This window comes from Candidatus Lernaella stagnicola, assembly GCA_030765525.1.
Classification (GTDB): Bacteria; Lernaellota; Lernaellaia; order Lernaellales; family Lernaellaceae; genus Lernaella; species Lernaella stagnicola.
Map to the genome: position 1 here is coordinate 24,599 of JAVCCK010000038.1, position 17,541 is coordinate 42,139.

Genomic DNA, 17,541 nt, shown 5'->3' on the forward strand with positions numbered 1-17,541 from the left:
TCAGTCGACCGGGTGCTCGCCCAGCGCAAACAACTCCTCGACCTTCACCAAAGACCGCAACGTGTAACCGGCTTCGGCGAGGTTTTCCGTCCCACCTTCCTGCCGATCGACGATCGCCACAACGCCGACGATCTGCGCGTCGGGCACTTCGGCGAGGACGGCCTCGATCGTCTTGATCGTGGAACCGCCGGTCGTGGCCACGTCATCGACCACCAGCACGCGCATGCCGGGGCGAATGACGCCCTCCACGCGCTTGCCCGCGCCGTGACCCTTGGCCCCTTTGCGCACCAGCAGGGCGTCGAGATTCATGCCGCGGTCGGCAGCGCGCGCGACCGCGCCCATGGCCACGGGCACGGCGCCCAGTTCCATGCCGGCGATGGCGTCGACGCCACCCATTTCGGTCACGAGGTCCAACAGCAAATCGCCGATGATCGCCGCGCCTTCGCCGTGGGTCGAGGTGGCGCGTACGTCGATGTAATAATGGCTTTCTTTGCCACTGGTAAGCACGAAACGACCGGTGCGGAAGCTGCGTTCGTGCAGAATGCGGGTCAGCCGTTGCTTTTTATCCATAAACCGTGACCTCCCGTGCCTCGTTGTGGGGGCAATTTAGTCGTTTGACTCCGAGGCGGCAAGACCCGGCGGGTCGTCGCGCCGAAAACCGCGTACCGCGGCGCGAAATTGTGTTTCGCGCCCCACCCTGCTATACAAATGCGAAGTCGGCACAATGAACGCGGCACATGCCGCAAACAACGAAATGAAGTATGAGCCGGACAACACCGCCGAAGACCTATTACGCTTGGATGGACACGCTGCGCGGGTTCGCCATCGTGTTGGTGATTTGCGGGCACCAGAAGCCTGGGTTGGAATTGACCAACTACCTGCAGGCAGTGATGTTGGCCATCTTCATTTTCGCTTCGGGCTTCTTGTTCAGCGGCGACCGGTACCCGACGGCCGGTGCATATTTCAAAAAGCGGGCGCGGGTGCTGTTGATTCCCTACTTGTGGTTCACGTTGTTCAGCTTCATCTTCTGGATCGTGTACGTCGGCGGGTTCAAGGCGCTGGGCAGCGCCCTGGGGCCCGAGATGCTGCCGAACGTCGACCAAGCCATCACGCTGGAGGGGGCGCGGGGGATCGCCGGACAGGCCAAGCCGGGGATCGGTATCGTACTTGCGGCCTTTGTTCTGCCGATGCTGTACGGCAGTTCCTCACTCATGTGGTACAACATTCCGCTCTGGTTTTTCCCCGGTTTGTTCGTCATCGACGGCATCTTTTATTGGCTGCAGAAAAACAGCGGTTCCGACCGCTCCTTGCTGATATGGCTGATCGTCTTCTCCGTTTTCGGTTACCTGATGGGCCGCGCCGGGCTGCGCCTGCCGTGGAATATCGACACGGCATTTTCCGTCGTCTTTTACTACGGATTGGGGTACTTGTTCCGGAAACGCTACGGCGAAGGCTGGCCGATGCCCGTTGCCGTCAAGGCCCTCGTAACCGTGTTGGCGTTGGCGGTGAGCATCGTGGTCATCCATCTGAACTTCGGCAGTCATCCGTCGTTCAACCAACTCGGCAAGTACTTCCTGTATCACCTCGGCGCGATCGCGAGTGTTATCGCCTTCATGCTCACGGCGCAGATGCTCGTCAAACTCAAAACGCCCGCCGACGCCGCACCCTCGCTCTCGGCGATACGCCGGTGGTGGCGACGCGCGCTGGACGCCATTCCGCGCATGTTCGACTTCATCGGGAACAACGCCGTGGTGTACGTCGGCGCGCAGGTGATGACCATGGGCCTGTTCATGACCTTCAACCGCTTCGCCTTGGGCATTCTGCCTAAAGAAAAGCTACCTTCCACGCCTTGGGCGATGTATTTCGGCCTCGGCGCGATGATACTGCTGGTGCCCGTCGCTTACGCGGTCAATCGCTGGATGCCGTTTATTCTGGGGCGCAAGAAAGCGAAGCCGAAGGCGGCGCCGGCCGGCGAGGCAGCAGCCTCTAAGTAGTGAGATTAACCCTGACGATTAGCTCGTAGCGTTCGGACGTGGGATCGCCGACGAATCCATGCCTTGCGCCGGCGGAAGACGGACGCGGGCCGAGTGCTATTGAACCGAATGCAGATTGGCCGGGTCGGCCTCGGCCTTCATGCGGTTTCGTTCGTCGACAAAGACCAAGTGCGGCTCCCACTGCTTGGCTTCGGCATCATCCATGCCGACATAGCTGGCGATAATGACCAAGTCGCCGGGCGACACAAGGCGGGCCGCCGCGCCGTTGACGCAGATCACGCCGCTGCCGACTTCGCCGCGCAGGGCGTAGGTGTCGAAACGGTTGCCGTTGGTGATGTTCCAAACCGATACCTGCTCGTTGGGCAGAATGTCCGCGGCCCGCAACAGGATGTCGTCGATCGTCACCGAGCCTTCGTAGTGCAGATCGGCCTGCGTCACGGTGGCCCGGTGGATCTTGGATTTGAGCATGGTGCGTCGCATGGTGCGCCTCCTGGACCTAATTCGGTTTCACGAATTCTAAAATCTGGTTATCGATCAGACGGGACTTTCCGAAATACACGGCCACCGCCAATAGGTGGCGTCCCGCTGGAGATTCCTCGGCTTCTTCCAAGTTCGGCAGGCGGCGCAATTCGATGTAATCGATGCGCCCGGCCGGAGCGGTGGAAATCATTTCGCGCACCGCGGCCAGGATGCCGTCGCGGCTGCGTTCACCGCTATCGACCAAAATCTTCGCGCGCTGCAGCGTTTGTTGGATAATCGGCGCCTGGTGTCGTTCTTCGGGCGTCATGTAGACGTTGCGGCTGCTCATCGCCAGGCCGTCGGGATCACGCAGGGTGGGTCCGGGCACGATCTCGACGTCCATGTGCAGGTCGCGAACCATGCGCTCGACGACGAGAATCTGCTGGTAGTCTTTTTCGCCGAAGACCGCGAAATTCGGCCGCACAGAGTTGAACAGCTTGCAACAGACCGTCGCCACGCCGCCGAAATGCACCGGTCGGCTTACGCCGCACAGCGGACCCGCCACCTGCGGCACGGTAATCTGCGTTTGGTAACCGGGTGGGTATATCTCCTCCACGTCGGGGAAGAAGATGACGTCGGCGCCCTGGGACTCGCACATGCGCTTATCGCGTTCGAAATCACGCGGGTAGGCGGTGAGGTCTTCGCCTGCCCCGAACTGCGTGGGATTGACGAAGATGCTGACGACAACGTCGTCGGCGCGTTCCCGGGCGATGCGCACCAGGGACAGGTGTCCGTCGTGCAGGTAGCCCATGGTGGGGACGAAGCCGATGGTGCGGTGCTCGGCGCGGCGGAAGTAGGCCCATTCCTGCATGTCCGCCACGGTGGTGATGACTTTCGCCAGCTTGATTTCTTGCGCGAGCATTAACGACAAACCCCTTTCGCGTTCCGCTTGGCGAGCGAAAGAGGTCAGTGTGCAAACGCGCGGCCACAGGTGTGCGGCCTTGATTTGTGCTGCCTCTCCGTCTCAGTCCGGTCTATCCGGATCCAAGCGGGATAAATTGCTTCGTGCCCTTCCTGTGCGTCTGGATGTGTTCCACCAACGCCTCGAAATCGTCGGGATTGTTGACGAAATCGATATCGTTGGTATTGACCACAAGGAGCGGACCGTCGTCGTACGCGAAAAAGAAACGGCTGTACGCGGCGTTTAGCTCCGACAGATAATCCGCTGTAATCGGCCTTTCATAGTCGATACTGCGGTGCCGGATTCGCTCCAACAGAACCCGAGGTTCGGCAACCAAGTAGATCACCAAGTCGGGTCGCACGGTTTCAGGCGCTAAAAGATCGTAAATCTGCTCATAGAGACGCAGTTCATCTCCGTCCAGGTTAAGATAAGCGAAAATCTTGTCTTTGGCAAACATGTAATCGCACACGGTGCTCCGCTTGAAAAGGTCCTGTTGAATGAGCGCCCGTTGCTGGTGAAAACGCTGGATAAGAAAGAATAATTGGGTCTGGAAGGCGTAGCCTCGCCGGTCGCGATAGAACCTGGAGAGAAAGGGGTTTTCGTCGGCCTGTTCGAAGATGGACCGCGCTTGAAACCGTTCGGCCAGGAGCTTGACGAGACTCGTCTTGCCCACGCCGATAGGTCCCTCGACGACGATATGCCGCAGCTTGTCCAGAACCTCCCCCATGACCCCTTCCTTGTGAAAAAAGGCAACGAACTATACCAGAGCACCCCAGGGCCGACAAGCACTCCTTGCACGAGCGAAATGGCCGTTTTTTTCGGCACGCTTATCGAGCCCATTTTGATCGTCGGCCTCGGCGTGGTCGTCGGTTTCATCGCGATCGTGATGTTCCTGCCGTACTTCAAAATGGTCACTATTATCGTTCCCTAAGCGACAACACGAGTAGGTAACGGGCACGGGCCGAATACGCCGGCCCTTTTGTGAGGGTTTGACGGTCGAAGGGTGGTGTGAAAATAATAGCGTCGGCATTTACGAACGATGCTCACGAAACAACTTACGCCCAACCGGGGACAGGGTACACAATTACATGCGCTTTCTAACCGGCATTGCCGTTTTTCTGCTGATTGTCGTCGCGCTGCCCGCCGCTGCGGGGGAACCGATTTCCCTTTCGGAAAAGGCCGCCGAAGCGGCCATGGACTTCACCTACCGGCCGGAGCGCAACACGACGTTCACCGTCGCCGAGGATGCGACGACCGTGTACCGCAGCGTACAGCAGCTTTTTTCGGAATTCGATTACGTGCCCACGGCGCGAATTGTCAGTCGGGGCGACATGATCGGACCGTTGATTTCCCTCGTTCCCTTCTATCAAAACAAGCTCAAAGAAGTGATCATGGTGCGGCTAAAACCGCTTGACGAAGGTACACAAGTCACGATTCGCGGCGTTTTCGTGGTGCCCGGCAATAACTACATACTCGATCGCTCCGAACACAAGCCGACGCGAAACGTTCGCCAATTCGAGCGTTTCTACGATGCCAAGCGCGAACTTATTAACGCCGGCGACAAGACCGCCATGCAGGACGTTCTGGATTGGGCCCAAGAGAATCTCGACGGCAAGCGGGACCTGCAAGCCACGATGGACATACTGGGGCTCGTCGAAGATTGCACGCGACCCCGAAGCAAGTGCGGCAAGCGCGGGCGCCGGTTGATTCACGAGCTACGCGCCGCGCTGCGCCAACAAGAAACCCTCGCGGCCGCGATCGGCAAGCAGCAGGCTCAAATCGATGTCGCCGTCGCCAACCGTGATTGGCTTGCGGCGCACTTGGCCACCGACCAACTGCTCCATATCCTGCACACAGGCGGCGTTGCCGATGACGACCCGCGCATGACCGCGGTGCAGAAGACCCTCGCCCAACACCAGCGGCGCCTGCGTTCCGTTAAGGGTTCGCTGGTCGCCTTCGATCCGAAGATCGCTCCCGCCGACGGCCATGATGTCGCGGTGGGTTTCACCGTTCTCAACGCGGGCTCCCGACCGATCGCCTCGTTCAAAGTTAAGGTCGACTCCACCGACGCCGCCGGCCGGGCCAGCCCGGGCCGCATCGGCCGTAGCTATGCTTACAACATCGAACTCGACCCGCCGCTGGCGCCCAACGAGTATATCGATGCTGCTGTGGTACTACGCTTCGAGGAAACCTCGGAAGTCGCCGCGGCCCGCGTCCGCTTCGTCTCGCGCATCTACGGCAAGAAACTCAACTGATGCCGCACCCGCAAAATGCCGCGCGGCGGTTTGCCCGGCGCGGTGGCCTGTGTCAAGATGAATTGCCCTCCCGTGCCCATACGTAGGAGAGAAACATGGCTACTCAATATCCGAAAGAAGTGAACCAATACCGCAAGGTATTGGGTGTGCTAGGCGTATACCACTTGTTGCTCGGGGCGTGGATCGCCCTTTGGCCCGGCATATTGCTGCGCGTGGTCAACGTGATCGCCCGCGTGTTTTCGGCCAAGATGCAAGCACCGAATATCTGGCGGATTCCGGCGGATGAAATCTGGCACTTCGTGTTCGTCGGCGTACCGAAAGCGGACGAGGCGTTGATGATGCCCTTTTTTCCCGATCACGGCCTGTTCTTAGCACCGGCGGTCGGCTTCATCCTCCTGGGCGCCTTCGTTTGCCTCCTGGCGTATTTCAAACCGGAAACCGCCGCGCCCTATGTGCCGATATTCATCGCCGCCAACGTGTTTACCGGCCTGTTCGGGCTTGGCTATTACCTTTGGAGCTATGCCTATCTGGCCAACCTGCTACTGCCGATCGCCGATTGGTCGGTGGCCCTACTCGTACTGATCTTTTGGCTGCGGGCCAAAAACCACATCGGCGACGGGAACGTGGAAGTCTCCGCAACGGAATGAATCCCTTTTCCTGCCAAGCTCCTGACGACGTCGAAATCGTCGGCGCGGTTTTTTCCGCCATCGGTGCGCCTCGCGGAACGGTCGTGCTGTGTCACGGGCTGCCCGCGGGTCGCCCCACGTCGGCCGAAGGCGCGGCGGATGACGAAGGCTACCCGGGCCTTGCCCGCCGCGTGGCCACGCACGGCTTTCACGTCGCGATTTTCAATTTTCGGGGCACCGGTCCATCGGGCGGCCATCTGGATATCGACTTGTGGCCCCAGGATCTGGTCGCCGTGCTGGATCACCTGGACACCACGCCACTGCACCGCCCCAATTACGCGGTGGCCGGTTTTTCCGCCGGTGGCGCCGCGAGCATTCTCGCCGCCGAAAACGACCGGCGCATCGACCCGCTCATCACCTTCGCCGCGCCCGCCGATTATTCCTTTTTGCCCCTGGCGACCGATGCCGAATCGTGGTTTGCTTTCTACCGCGATCTGGATATGATCCGCGACGGTTATCCGGATGACGCCGCCGGTTGGGCGTCCCGTTTTGCTCGCATGGTGCCCCGCGACGCCATCGGGAACGTGCACGCCTCGCGGATTGTCTTGATACACGGCACCGCCGACGACGTTGTGCCCCTTTCGCATCTGGACGCGCTCGCGGCGGCCGCCGGCGACAAAGCCGAGCGCATTGTTCTACCCGGCGGCATTCATCAAATGCGCAAGGATGAGCGAGCGGTGTCAACGTTGATCAAAGTGCTCAACCAAAGCAGGCCGACGGAGGGCTAAGATGATTGAAGGTGTAAAAACAAAGAAGCTCAAACCCATCCCGGACGAGCGCGGTCGCTTGATGGAAATTCTGCGGGCCGACGACGATATTTTCGAGGCTTTCGGTCAGGTGTATATCACCACCGCCTTCCCGGGCGTCGTCAAAGCTTGGCACTACCATAAGAATCAGGACGATCACTTCTGCGTCCTGACAGGCATGATGAAGGTCGTGCTGTTCGACAGTCGCGAAAACAGCGCCACGTTCCGGGAAGTCAACGAGTTCTTTCTCGGCGTGCACAACCCGGTGGTGGTGAAAATACCGGCCGGCGTGTACCACGGCTTCAAATGCGTCGGCGAGCAAGAGGCGATGTGTCTCAACGTGCCGACCAAGCCTTACAACCACGACGAGCCGGACGAGTTCCGATTGCCGTGGGATACCGACCAGATTCCCTACGACTGGTCGCGCCGCAATTACTAGCCGGGCGCCGAGCGACGGCTTGATGAAAAACGGATTGTAAAAACAACATGGGCATACTGACCAAAGTCTTCGGCACAAAAAACGAGCGCGAACTCAAGCGGCTCGACAAAACCCTTGAAGAAGTGAACGCCTGGGAGGAGAGAGTCCAGGCGCTGAGCGACGAGCAGATCACCGCGCGCGCCAAAGAGATCGCCGCTGATATTCAGGCCACCGGCGAGGGCATCGACGACAAAAAAGAAGCCCACGAAGCCATGTTCGAAGCCCAGCTCCAAAACCTGCCTGAAGTTTTCGCCATGGTCCGCGAAGCCGGGGTTCGCACGACCGGCATGCGGCATTTCGACGTGCAGATAACCGGCGGCATCGTGTTATGGGAAGGCAACATCGCCGAAATGAAAACCGGCGAGGGAAAAACGCTGGCGGCGACATTACCGATGACGTTGCACGCGATGGCCGGCACCGGCGCTCACCTGGTCACCGTCAACGACTACCTGGCCAAGCGCGACGCGGAGTGGATGGGGCCGATTTACAACATGATGGGGCTGTCCGTCGGTCTGGTCATCCACGCAGTCGACCCCGACAAGCGACAAGCCAGCTACGGCGCCGACATCACCTACGGTACCAACAACGAGTTCGGCTTCGATTATTTGCGCGACAACATGAAAACCCACTTCAGCCAACTCATGCAGCGCGACCATTGTTTCGTCATCGTCGATGAAGTGGACTCCATTTTGATCGACGAGGCGCGCACGCCCCTGATCATCAGCGGGCCGGTCCGCGAAGACCCGCAAGCGCTGTTCACGGTGCGCGACGTGGTGCGGCGTCTCAAGCGCGAAGACCATTACGAAGTGGATGAAAAGCACCGCAACGTCACCTTGACCGACGAGGGCGTCACCGCCGTCGAGCAGGGTCTGCAAATCGCCAATGTTTTTGAAGACGAACACGCCGACACGCTGCACAAAGTCGAGAACATGCTGCGCGCCTACGCCCTGTACCAGCGCGATCGCCACTACATCGTCAAAGCGCGCGAGGTGATTCTCGTCGACGAGCACACCGGCCGCACGATGCCCGGCCGCCGTTTGTCCGAAGGCTTGCACCAGGCGATCGAGGCGAAGGAAAACGTCACCGTCCGGGCCGAGAGCCAAACGTATGCGACCATCTCGCTGCAAAACTACTTCCGCATGTACACGCGCCTGGCGGGCATGACCGGTACGGCGGACACCGAAGCGGCCGAGTTCAAGAAAATTTACGATCTGGATGTCGTGGTCATTCCTACCAACGTGCCGATGGTCCGCGACGATCAACCGGATAAAGTCTACCTCTCAGGCGACGAAAAATTCGCCGGCGTGTATGTCGATATCCTCGAATCGCACCTGCGCGGTCAGCCGGTGCTGGTCGGTACGACTTCCGTTGAGATGAACGAACTGGTCAGCGACCTGCTCAACAACGCCCGCAAGAAAAAACGCGTGCGCGACATCTTGGACCGGCCGAGCATCGAGCAAACCTTTACGCGCCTAAACGAGGAATACGGCCTAGATCTCGACCCGAAAATCTACAAGGTGCCGCACCATCTGCTTAACGCAAAGTTCCACGCCGCTGAGGCATTGATCGTCGCCCAGGGCGGGCGCTTCCGTTCGGTCACCGTCGCCACCAACATGGCCGGCCGCGGCACCGACGTGAAACTCGGCGGCGATCCCGAAGCCCTGACCCTGACCGAAGACGGCATCGAACGGGAGCAGCACCCCAAAGCGTTCGAACGGGCGGTCGAGAAGTGGACGCCGATCTGCCGCGAGGAGCGCGTAAAAGTACTCGCCGTCGGCGGCTTGCGCGTCGTGGGCACCGAGCGGCACGAGTCACGGCGCGTCGACAATCAGTTGCGAGGCCGCAGCGGGCGCCAGGGTGACCCCGGGTCGTCGTGTTTCTACCTTTCGCTCGAAGACGACCTGCTGCGCATCTTCGGCGACCGCATGGAATCGATCCTATCGCGCCTGCAAATCGAAAAAGACATGCCCATCGTCAGCCACCGCATGATGGACCGCGCCATCGAGCGCGCCCAAAAGGCTGTCGAGGGGCACAACTTCGATATCCGCAAACGCCTGCTGGAATACGACGACGTCATGAACCAGCAGCGAACGGTGATCTACCGGATTCGCCAGCAATGCTTGATGGAACGCGACGTCCATGAGCAGATTCTCGAAATGGCGCAAGAAGTGGCGGGCAACACGGTGCTGGGCTACACCTCGGCCATGGGCAAGTCCCCGGACATGTGGGATCTCGATGGGCTGAGGCGCGTGTTCAAACGGCGTTACGGCGTCGAGATCGAGTTGCCCGAAGGCAGCGATGTGTTCAGCATCAATCCTGATATAATTGCCGAGGAAATGGCCATCGTGATGCCCCAGCGGCTCGAAGAGCGCCTCAACGCCATTAAAGACTTGGACAAGAAGCGTTACGAAAGCATCGAACAAAACGCGGGCGATCAGGAGAAATTCCTCGACGCCCTCATCGGCCAGGTGGCGCTGTTTCATGCCGACATTTACGCGCCCGAAGGATTACCGCCGGGCAAGTGGCGCTACGAGGAATTGGACGCCGTATTGAGTCAAAAGTACGGCTTTACCCTTTCGATCGAGCCCGCGGCGCGCGTCACGATGAGCCTGGAAGGGTTGGTCAAGCAGATTCAAGCGCGGATGAGGGAAGCCCTCGCGGCCAATCACGACGCCGTGGCCCAATATGTGCGCGAGGATTGGGATTCGGCCAAGAAACACAAGCAGCAGCGCATGGTCGCCGTCGCCGAACAGCGCCTTTATCTGTGGGCCATCGATCATCACTGGATGCGCCACCTGTGGCGCATGGACAACCTGCGCGACGCCGTGAGTTTCCGGGGTTACGCGCAACGCGACCCGCTGCTGGAATACAAGCGCGAAGGCTACGAGGCCTTCGACGAAGTCATGTGGGAAGTGAAGAAGACCGCGGTGAATCTGCTATTTCACATCGGCTACGACATGCGCACCGGACGGGTCCATTTACCGACCATGGACGATCTATCCGAGGATGCGAAGACGGTCAAAGAGGCTTCCGGCAACATCTACGAGGAGACGGCCCAACAGCAACAAGTGGCGAACGCTCCCACGGATCGGCCGAAACAACAACCGGTCAAACGGGATCGTCCAAAAGTCGGACGCAACGAACCTTGCCCCTGCGGCAGCGGAAAGAAATACAAGAAATGCTGCTGGGATAAGGATCGGCAGGCCAGCGGTTAGGAAATGGAACAAGACAAAACCACCATCGCGCTACTCACGAACGACGAAATATTGCGTCAGCGGTTTTCCCGCGCGCTTAACGACTTCGCATGGTGTGAGGGCGTCGACGGTGCGCTTCTGCTCGTGATCGACGGCATCGACGAAATCCTTTTCAAAACCTTTTACGATACGCCGCCGGTTATCGTATTGTCCGCCACCGACGATTTTCAGGCCGCGCGTGCGTGGTTTCGCGCCGGCGCCGCTGACGTGTTGCCGCGCACCAGTTCCCCCGAGGATCTGGCCACGTCGATTCGCGCCGTATTGAAGCAATCCCGCGCCTCGCGGCACTCCGAAGTGCTGGCGGGCGATCTTTTTTACTTGCGCGATTTATCGGAGGCCGCATCCGAAGGCGCCGAACTGACGTTCATCTTCGACCGCATCGTCGATGTGGTCTCCGAATCCCTGGGAGTCGATCTGGTCAGCCTCATGCTGCTGGAGGAGGACGAGGAGCACGAGCGCCAGGTGTTGACGATCAAGGCCGCGCGCGGTCTGGAAGATAGCGTGCGCCGCGATACGAAGGTCGCGGTGGGCGAAGCGATCAGCGGTAAAGTAATCGCCTCGGGGCAACCGCTGTTGATCACCGATGTGGAAACCGCCGGCCTGGGCGTCGCCGCCAACCGGCCTCGCTACGCCAACAAGAGCCTGCTTTCGGTGCCCATCAAAGCACGCAACCAAACGATCGGCGTGCTTAACGTCAACAACAAAACGAACGGCACGGGTTTCGACCAAAGCGACCTCGCGCTGCTCACGACGCTGTGCAACCAGGCGGGGCTCGCCATCGACAATGCCAGCCTCTTCGAACAACTGTTGCGGCACGCCGATGAATTGGCCGGTTTGAACGAGCAACTCAAACGCATCAGCCAGGCGAAAAGCGAGTTGATCGTCAACCTTTCCCACGAACTCAAAACGCCCCTCACCGCGATCCAGGGTTATGTCGACCTGTTGCGCTGCGGCATGATTGACCCCGGAAAAGTATCGGCGGTTCTCGAAAAAGTACACGAACGCGGCCGGCATCTTTCACGCCTGGCCGAACGCCTCGTTTCGTATTTTGCGCTCGATTCGGGCCTGGCGAAATTCTATAAGCGGCCGTTCAAATTCGACGTCTTCGCCTGGAAGTGCATCGACGAAATCCGCGGGCGCGCCAAAGTAAAACAAGTGACCATGGAGATCGACGCGCCCTCGATGCGGCATGCGGTCGTGGGCGACGAGCAACACTATCGCGAACTGCTGCTGGCGCTGCTGGACAACGCCGTGAAGTTCAACCACAAAGGCGGCAAGGTCCGCCTCTACGGGAAGCTGGTCGGTGATGGGCGCCCCACCCATTTGGAAGTTTTCGTTGCCGATTCCGGACCCGGCATTTCCGAGCATCTGCGCGAGTTCATCTTTGAAGACTTTTGCCAAACCGACGACATCATGACCACCAAACCCGACGGCCTCGGCTTGGGGCTGGCCATCGCGAAAGCCGTCACCAAGGGCCACGACTGCGACCTGCATCTGCAGGAAACCGGCCCCGACGGCACGACCTTCTCCTTCACGATAGACATGCACTACGACATGGAAGAAATCACCAACTAAGCGCGGCGGGTTAGATTCCGGTGGTTGCGTATACGACCAATCCGGCATCCTGATCCAGATACGCCAGGTGCGGTTGTCCGTCCGCATCCACGACCAGCTCCAACGCGACGATGTTCGCGGGCTCTTCGTCAACCACAACGGTCGTCCACTCTTCACCGGCCAACACACCGTAGCGAACCAAACCCGCATCCTTGTCGACGAACGCCAGGTGCACGCGATCTTGCGCGTCGATGGCGATATCGGAGGGGCCGGCGTTCTCACCGCCCGGCACGCGTATCCTGCGTCCTTGCTGACCGTCGTCGTAGGCCAGGATCAAATGGGTTTCGTCGTCGATCGTTTCGGAAAATGCGACGTACGAGCGGTCCGCCGAATTCAAGGCCAGCGAGGTGTCGACGGCGCTGCAGGGCGACGCCAACCATTGGACCTGCCATTTAGCGCCGCGGCGCTCCACATGACGCAGCGGTCCGAAGTTGTCGAAGCAGCCCATTTCATAGGTGTAGTGCGGCTCCCCGGCCGAATCGACCGCCAGCGTCGTGTTCCGGCCGCCGGAGTAAAGGTCGATTAACCGGAATTGCACGGGCAGCCAAACCGCGAAGGGGCCGCGTTTGAGCACAAACGTCGCGGCGGAGAATTGGTAGGTCACGAAACGGCCGATCGCGTAGACCTCTCCGTTCGGTCCCATCGCCATGTCGGTGAACTCCATCGCCCAGTACGACATCGCTAATTCGGATTTCCACTCATCGCCCGCGTCCCAGAGGTGCCAAAGCTGGGAGTATCCGATGGAATCACCGGAGTCGATCAAGTGCGCGTGCAGACGACTCGTTTGGTCGTAAAACACGCCGAGTTCGTAGGCCCACGGGCTGATATCGATCGTGTCGTGCCGCCACTCCGCACTCGCAAGCCGCGAAATGTGAGACTGCGTCGGCGTGCCGTATTCCACATAGGCCACGGCCACTTCGCGATTGGGCGCGACCGCCAGCGATATTGCGTCCTGTAGGTCCTCACTTTCGAAAATGACCTCGGTGCGCCACTCTTGGTAGCCACTCGACGAGTTGTCCGAGCGGCCGTCCGCCGCGGTCAACGAAAGAAGAATCAAAATGCCGGAAAAAAGCAGAAGGAAAGGCGCACGCAAGCGTTGCGAAATGGTCACCGTCGCTTCCTTTCTTGCCCCTATGCCTAAGACGTATTCTACGCAACGCGAATTGTCAAGGATTGGATAGCTCTGCTACCGGCACCATGCCCCTCATCCTCCCGGAGCGAGGATCGTGAAGGGCCACCACGGCAGGTTACGCAAGATGCCGTAGATTAAAACCACGATCAGTCCGACCTTGATCCACTTGTCTTTCAACACGATCGGCGCCGCGGTGGGATCGACGAATAGACGCCACGCCGCGCGTCCGCCCCAGATAACCGCAAAAGGCAGAAACAGCATCAGCAACGGATTCTGCAACAAGCCTTCTAAAAATCGCCCGTGCATCACGTCGTGGATGCCGCGCGTCACTCCGCAGCCGGGGCACCAAAGGCCGGTCAAGTAGTGAAACGGGCAAGGCGGGTAAGCGCCGGGTACGTGGGGGTTCCGGAAGTACAAAAGCACCGCCGCCCCGAGCCCGGCTACGAGCCCCAAGGCGGCGACAAGATAACGCTTTTTTTCCACTGGTTTCGTTCTAGAAATTGAGGCCTTCCATCATCGCCGCGAAGCCGATCAGGCCCACGTAGAGCAGCCAGAAAACCAACCCCGAACCGAAAGACACCCAGCACCACATTTTGCCCTTGCGCGCCGATTCCAGCGCGCCGGCGTTGTTGCCGGATTCCTTCTGGCCGTTGGCTTTGGCGGTGAAGTACACCGCCGGCAAACCGAAAGGCATGCAACAGAACAACGTAGTCAAAATAGCGAACGGCACGTGTTCGGTGGGTTGTCCGTAGTACTGTGCGGGCGGCGGTTGCGGCGGCTGCGGTGGTTGATAATTTTCGTTCGACAAATCGTACTCCTTTACCGATTGCAGACTATGGGGTGTGTTTTTCCGACCATTCTACACGGCAAGAGATTTGTCAACGCGGAGGGTCGTTACTGCGTCGTGGGCCATCCTTTCGCAAACCAAGTCGCGTAGCCGGTTTGGAGAATCCGTATGTTCTCGAAACCCATTTTTTTCATCAGCCGATACGCGAAGCCGCTGCGATTTTGCGTGCGGCAATAGAGGACGTAGCGCTTGTCGCGGTCGAGCTGGTCGATGCGGTCCGGAAACTCCATCGAAAGCAGGTTGATGTTGACCGCGTCGGGAAGGTGCCCCGCGGCGAACTCGGTCGGCGTGCGGACATCCAACAATACGACGTTGCGGGGAACGGTGTCGTTTTCCAGCCAATCGACTACGGTGTTTTCGTCGATGTAGGCCTCGCCGTCGCTTCCGGTTGCCGACCCAAACGACGGCGTCAAGAGTAACGACGCGGCAATCAATGTGAAAACAGCACTGCGGTAAGTCATCTTTTATCTCCCCCTTTTTGCCTTCCCCAACCTAACCACGGCCGGGCGACGGTCAATTCGAACGTCTTGCACCACGCACTCTTTTCCCTTATGTTTGCGCCGCTTTGCATCGACACAAACACCTCGGAGGTTTCTCATGTACTTGATCCTTTTGGGCGCTCCGGGCGCCGGTAAAGGCACCGTCGCGAAAAAACTGCTCACCGCCGTCGACGCCGCGCACATCAGCACCGGCGACATCCTGCGCGGCAACGTCGCCGCCGGGACCGAATTGGGCCGACAGGCTAAATCTTTCATGGACACCGGCGGGCTCGTGCCCGACGAACTGATCCTGGACATGATGAAAGAACGCCTGGCTGAAGACGACGCCCAGAAGGGCTTCATCCTCGACGGCTTCCCGCGCACCGTGCCCCAGGCCGAGGGCCTCGGCGCCATCCTCGAGGAATTGGACATCGAGCTGACCGGCGTGATCAACATCGAAGTGCCCGAGCAAGTCATCCTCGAGCGCATCCTCTCCCGCCGTACCTGCAGCAACACCGATTGCCAAGCGATCTACAACGTGAAGTTCAAACCGCCGAAGCAGGAAGACGTCTGCGACCTGTGCGGCGGCAAACTCATCGTGCGCGAAGATGAAACCGAGCAGGTCGTCAAACAGCGCCTGGACGTCTACGACAAAAACACGTCCCCGCTGATCGCCTACTACGAAGCCAAGGGCCACCTGCACCGCTTCCCCGGCGAGTCCAGCGACGTGATCTTCGACGGCGTGATGGAACTGCTCAAGGGGTAGTCCGCTCGTTCATTAGAAGCTGCGACGGCTCGGCGATTGCCGGGCCGTTTTTTATGCGCGACCGACGCCCGGGGCCGCCGACGCGCGGGCCCGCCGCCACGTCCAGCCAAGCCAGGCAAGTACAGCAAGCCACGACAGCGCCGAAACCAGCAGGCCGATCCGCCACCAAAGCGGACGGTAGGTGAACTCGACCCGAAACGGCCCCGCCGGCACTTCGGCCGAAATCAGGCCCTGGTACGATTCGGCCGGCGCGCGCCAGCCGGGCGCATAGTTCTGGTTGATCACCACCCGTGTGGGTTCGGCGGCCAAGCCGCTCACTTCCCAGCCATCACCCTGCCACGCCAGCGAAAACATCTGCCCCGCCCCCGCCAAGTAGGCCTCGCCGCGGTAATCCGGATTGGCCCGGCGTGTGTTGTTATCTTGAATCCAAAACGCGGGGGAAGCGTGCTCGGGCAGCAGAATATCGCCGTCCCAATCGATTGTGCCCTCGTTTTGCAGCATCAAGCGATAGAGATTCGCCGCCTCCGGCCTGGCCCCACCCCGCGGTGCGCCGGCAAACGCGGCCACCTGCCGGAAGTGCGGCGCGGGTTCGCCCACGTCGAGGGGTTTGGTGAACGAGCGGTCCAGCAATTGCATGTGCGCCCACATCATCGGCGCCAGCGGAACGAGCACCACGGCCAGCACCGCCCAGCGCAGGCGTACCGGTGCGCGTTCGGCGGCATGATGCACCGCGCCGGCCGCCAGCAGAACCAGCACGAAGGCCACGAAGAAATTCGTGTATTTCATCGGCCAGTGCATCGCGTCGAACACGGGCAGGCGGTGCAGCAGGGCGAACACGTCCAGCGGCGCGTTGGGTCCGAGGCCGATCCACACCAGCACGGCGGTCGGCACGAGCAGCGGCCACAAGCGACGGAACTCGACGACGGCGCCCACAACCGCCAACCCGAACAACCACGGCCCGACGCCGATGTTTTTGTAATACACATCCGCCTCGGTCACGGTAAAGCGGAGCCACTGATACAAGCCGGTGTAGAAGTGGTCGAGCGGCATATACAATTCGTAGGGCACCGAACGCGGGTTGAATTGCAGCAGGTGCAGCAATCCCGCCACCTTGAAGGCCCCCAGCAGAGCCGTCAGCGCCGCCAGCGCGACGACCAGCCCGACGCGCCGCAGTCGCTTTTCGGCCGCGTCTTCCGCCACCGCCCAAAGCAGCAAAAAGAGGAAAAAGAGCGGCAAACCCTGGGCGATTTGCTGCAACACGACGACCATGACCGCCGCGGCGGCGACGATCCAACGCCGGTCGGTCACCGCCTTCCACGTGAAGTAAAACGCCCACGGGAACAGGTAGTAGCCGAAGTGCATCGGCCAGCCGTAGTGCACCCGCCACGCCATCCACCCCGCCGCAAGCAGGCCGACCGCCGCCGTCGCCGCGCCCTCCGGCCGCAACCGAAGCGTCCGCCGCGCCACCAGGTAAATGCCGAGCGCCCCCAACCACAGCACGAGGACCAGTTGGATTTTCATCCCCACGACTTCGCCGAAAACCAGCGAGGGCAAAAAGAGCGGGCTGAAGCCGTTGAATTCCGGATGTGCCGCCAGCGGGTAACCGCCGCCGAAATACGAGCCCCACAACGGCAACGAAGCATGCTCGAGTAGGTTCGCCCGCGCGTAGTGTTCGAAAGCGGCGATTTTCAGCCAGTCGAAATCTTTGAGCGGCTCGGCGGACTCGACGGCATCAAGCGGCGTGAATACCGGCCCGGCATAAACGACGGCCAGGATCAATAAAAGCACGCTGACGATGGTGAGTTCATGGCGGATCACGCCGGTAGTGTAAACCAGAGCGCCCGCCGCGGCCAACTCGAAGTGGCGGTAT

General features: G+C 60.2%; 18 protein-coding genes. 9 read left to right on the forward strand and 9 right to left on the reverse strand.

The window, feature by feature from the left end; translation table 11 throughout:
- Entirely contained in the window at positions 1 to 570 is a 570-nt protein-coding gene (gene pyrE, locus P9L99_17115; GenBank protein ID MDP8225084.1) for an orotate phosphoribosyltransferase, read from the reverse strand.
- Between the two features lie 191 nt (positions 571 to 761).
- On the opposite strand from pyrE, the gene P9L99_17120 reads away from it, so the two are divergent.
- Positions 762 to 1,994 carry an acyltransferase family protein gene (locus tag P9L99_17120; protein ID MDP8225085.1) on the forward strand — a complete coding sequence of 411 codons (1,233 nt, stop codon included), beginning with the start codon at positions 762 to 764 and terminating at the stop codon, positions 1,992 to 1,994.
- Between the two features lie 96 nt (positions 1,995 to 2,090).
- Here P9L99_17120 and P9L99_17125 read toward each other — a convergent pair whose 3' ends face one another.
- The 3 genes from P9L99_17125 to P9L99_17135 form a co-directional block, all read right to left on the reverse strand.
- The gene (locus P9L99_17125; GenBank protein MDP8225086.1) at positions 2,091 to 2,474 is read right to left on the reverse strand and encodes an aspartate 1-decarboxylase; all 384 of its coding nucleotides are present in this window, start codon (positions 2,472 to 2,474) and stop codon (positions 2,091 to 2,093) included.
- 16 nt (positions 2,475 to 2,490) lie between these two features.
- A complete protein-coding gene (panC, locus tag P9L99_17130) occupies positions 2,491 to 3,375 on the reverse strand; it encodes a pantoate--beta-alanine ligase (GenBank protein ID MDP8225087.1) in 885 nt (294 codons plus the stop codon).
- A 112-nt stretch (positions 3,376 to 3,487) separates the two neighbouring features.
- Positions 3,488 to 4,141 carry a deoxynucleoside kinase gene (locus tag P9L99_17135; GenBank protein MDP8225088.1) on the reverse strand — a complete coding sequence of 218 codons (654 nt, stop codon included), beginning with the start codon at positions 4,139 to 4,141 and terminating at the stop codon, positions 3,488 to 3,490.
- A gap of 78 nt (positions 4,142 to 4,219) precedes the next feature.
- Between P9L99_17135 and P9L99_17140 the strand changes: the two genes are divergently transcribed.
- From P9L99_17140 to P9L99_17170, 7 genes are all read left to right on the forward strand, one after another.
- Positions 4,220 to 4,345 (forward strand): hypothetical protein, encoded by a 126-nt coding sequence (locus tag P9L99_17140; GenBank protein ID MDP8225089.1) that lies wholly within the window; start codon positions 4,220 to 4,222, stop codon positions 4,343 to 4,345.
- Positions 4,346 to 4,502: 157 nt separating this feature from the next.
- A complete protein-coding gene (locus P9L99_17145; GenBank protein MDP8225090.1) occupies positions 4,503 to 5,669 on the forward strand; it encodes a hypothetical protein in 1,167 nt (388 codons plus the stop codon).
- 95 nt (positions 5,670 to 5,764) lie between these two features.
- A complete protein-coding gene (locus P9L99_17150) occupies positions 5,765 to 6,316 on the forward strand; it encodes a hypothetical protein (protein ID MDP8225091.1) in 552 nt (183 codons plus the stop codon).
- Complete coding sequence (locus P9L99_17155; GenBank protein MDP8225092.1) at positions 6,313 to 7,083, forward strand: alpha/beta fold hydrolase; 771 nt, start codon at positions 6,313 to 6,315, stop codon at positions 7,081 to 7,083. The genes P9L99_17150 and P9L99_17155 overlap by 4 nt, the downstream gene beginning before the upstream one ends.
- Position 7,084: 1 nt before the next feature.
- Entirely contained in the window at positions 7,085 to 7,540 is a 456-nt protein-coding gene (locus P9L99_17160; GenBank protein MDP8225093.1) for a dTDP-4-dehydrorhamnose 3,5-epimerase family protein, read from the forward strand.
- A 47-nt stretch (positions 7,541 to 7,587) separates the two neighbouring features.
- Positions 7,588 to 10,794 (forward strand): preprotein translocase subunit SecA, encoded by a 3,207-nt coding sequence (gene secA / locus P9L99_17165; protein ID MDP8225094.1) that lies wholly within the window; start codon positions 7,588 to 7,590, stop codon positions 10,792 to 10,794.
- 3 nt (positions 10,795 to 10,797) lie between these two features.
- Entirely contained in the window at positions 10,798 to 12,408 is a 1,611-nt protein-coding gene (locus P9L99_17170) for a GAF domain-containing protein (protein MDP8225095.1), read from the forward strand.
- Positions 12,409 to 12,418: 10 nt separating this feature from the next.
- On the opposite strand, the gene P9L99_17175 is transcribed toward P9L99_17170, so the two are convergent.
- The 4 genes from P9L99_17175 to P9L99_17190 form a co-directional block, all read right to left on the reverse strand.
- The gene (locus P9L99_17175; protein MDP8225096.1) at positions 12,419 to 13,558 is read right to left on the reverse strand and encodes a hypothetical protein; all 1,140 of its coding nucleotides are present in this window, start codon (positions 13,556 to 13,558) and stop codon (positions 12,419 to 12,421) included.
- 93 nt (positions 13,559 to 13,651) lie between these two features.
- Positions 13,652 to 14,062, reverse strand: a complete 411-nt coding sequence (locus P9L99_17180) for a DUF2752 domain-containing protein (protein MDP8225097.1) — start codon at positions 14,060 to 14,062, stop codon at positions 13,652 to 13,654.
- Positions 14,063 to 14,072: 10 nt separating this feature from the next.
- A complete protein-coding gene (locus tag P9L99_17185) occupies positions 14,073 to 14,387 on the reverse strand; it encodes a CD225/dispanin family protein (GenBank protein ID MDP8225098.1) in 315 nt (104 codons plus the stop codon).
- A gap of 86 nt (positions 14,388 to 14,473) precedes the next feature.
- On the reverse strand, positions 14,474 to 14,887 hold the full coding sequence (locus P9L99_17190) for a rhodanese-like domain-containing protein (GenBank protein ID MDP8225099.1): 414 nt from the start codon (positions 14,885 to 14,887) through the stop codon (positions 14,474 to 14,476).
- Positions 14,888 to 15,023: 136 nt separating this feature from the next.
- Between P9L99_17190 and P9L99_17195 the strand changes: the two genes are divergently transcribed.
- Positions 15,024 to 15,671, forward strand: a complete 648-nt coding sequence (locus P9L99_17195) for an adenylate kinase (GenBank protein MDP8225100.1) — start codon at positions 15,024 to 15,026, stop codon at positions 15,669 to 15,671.
- A 51-nt stretch (positions 15,672 to 15,722) separates the two neighbouring features.
- On the opposite strand, the gene P9L99_17200 is transcribed toward P9L99_17195, so the two are convergent.
- Positions 15,723 to 17,525 (reverse strand): hypothetical protein, encoded by a 1,803-nt coding sequence (locus P9L99_17200; GenBank protein ID MDP8225101.1) that lies wholly within the window; start codon positions 17,523 to 17,525, stop codon positions 15,723 to 15,725.
- Positions 17,526 to 17,541: the final 16 nt, after the last annotated feature.